The sequence below is a fragment of the Polaromonas sp. P3_C2 genome, from assembly GCF_056402675.1.
The window spans coordinates 1-918 of the sequence record NZ_JBFUGX010001067.1 but is presented as its reverse complement, the minus strand read 5'-3'; the positions used below and the strand labels follow the sequence as shown (position 1 = coordinate 918).

At 58.2% G+C, this 918-nt stretch carries 2 protein-coding genes; both read left to right on the top strand.

The genetic code is table 11. From position 1 onward, the window contains the following. The coding region (locus tag AC1DWI_RS24625) for a tetratricopeptide repeat protein (protein ID WP_477726106.1) at nt 1-504 on the top strand (504 nt) is incomplete at its 5' end. Between the two features lie 70 nt (nt 505-574). Then, the coding region (locus tag AC1DWI_RS24620) for a hypothetical protein (RefSeq protein ID WP_477726105.1) at nt 575-918 on the top strand (344 nt) is incomplete at its 3' end.

Sequence of the window (918 nt, the reverse complement as noted above, 5' to 3'; positions counted from 1 at the left end):
GGTACCGATGAGCAATATGCTTGTCTGCATTGGGCGGCGGGAGATATTTCTGCCGTGCTGACGCTGCATCCGAACCGGTTTTCATTTCGCTTACAGCGCTTCCCCGATCTGACCAAATTCCCTCTCGCACGGATTTATGCCTTGTATCAGGACGGGATAGAACCCAGTGCGTTCCACTGGATGCAGTTGAAAACTCTGGCGCAAGAGCGGGCCGCCCAGGGTGACGCGGATGATTTGCATATCCTGGCTTTGCTGTATTTGTATAACAGGTACGGGTTGGAGCGCGACACGAACAAGGCTGAAGAATTGTTCATTCAGGCCGCGGAGCGCGGCAGCACGGAGGCCATGTGGCTGCTGGGCACCACCTACACGCACTTTGATAGATTCAAAGACGAATGGCCCAAAGATCTGGAGAAGGCCCGGCACTATTTGCAAATGGGGGTTGATCTCGGGTCTTCGCGCTGCAAGGACAGTCTGCAATGGGTGCTCAAGAGTCTGCAGTGATTCACTCGAAGTGATGGGGCCTGTGCTGCTCCATCAGTCAACGGCCTGATAGAAATTGAAAGGAACCACCATGGGCCTACATGCAGAAGTCAAACACATCGACCTGACCATCCGCCCCGCCGCAGCCAAGCAGATGCGCCAGGATCTGGGGGCGCAGGGCCTGCTGGATGCGGCGACCACCTCGGCGGCCGATTACCTCACCCAACAGTTCTGCGAAGTCACCAGCAGCCGCTCGGGGCTGTGCATCACCAACATCAGCTGGGACCAAATCGACGAAGACCTGTATGCGCTGCTGGACCGGCTCGCGCCCTACGTGAGCAGCGGCGGTTTCGTCAAATTCAGCTGCGAGGGCCGCACCTGGGCCATGGCGGTGTACGAGCAGCAGGCGCTGCTGCCCCTGGGTGAGTTGCTGTC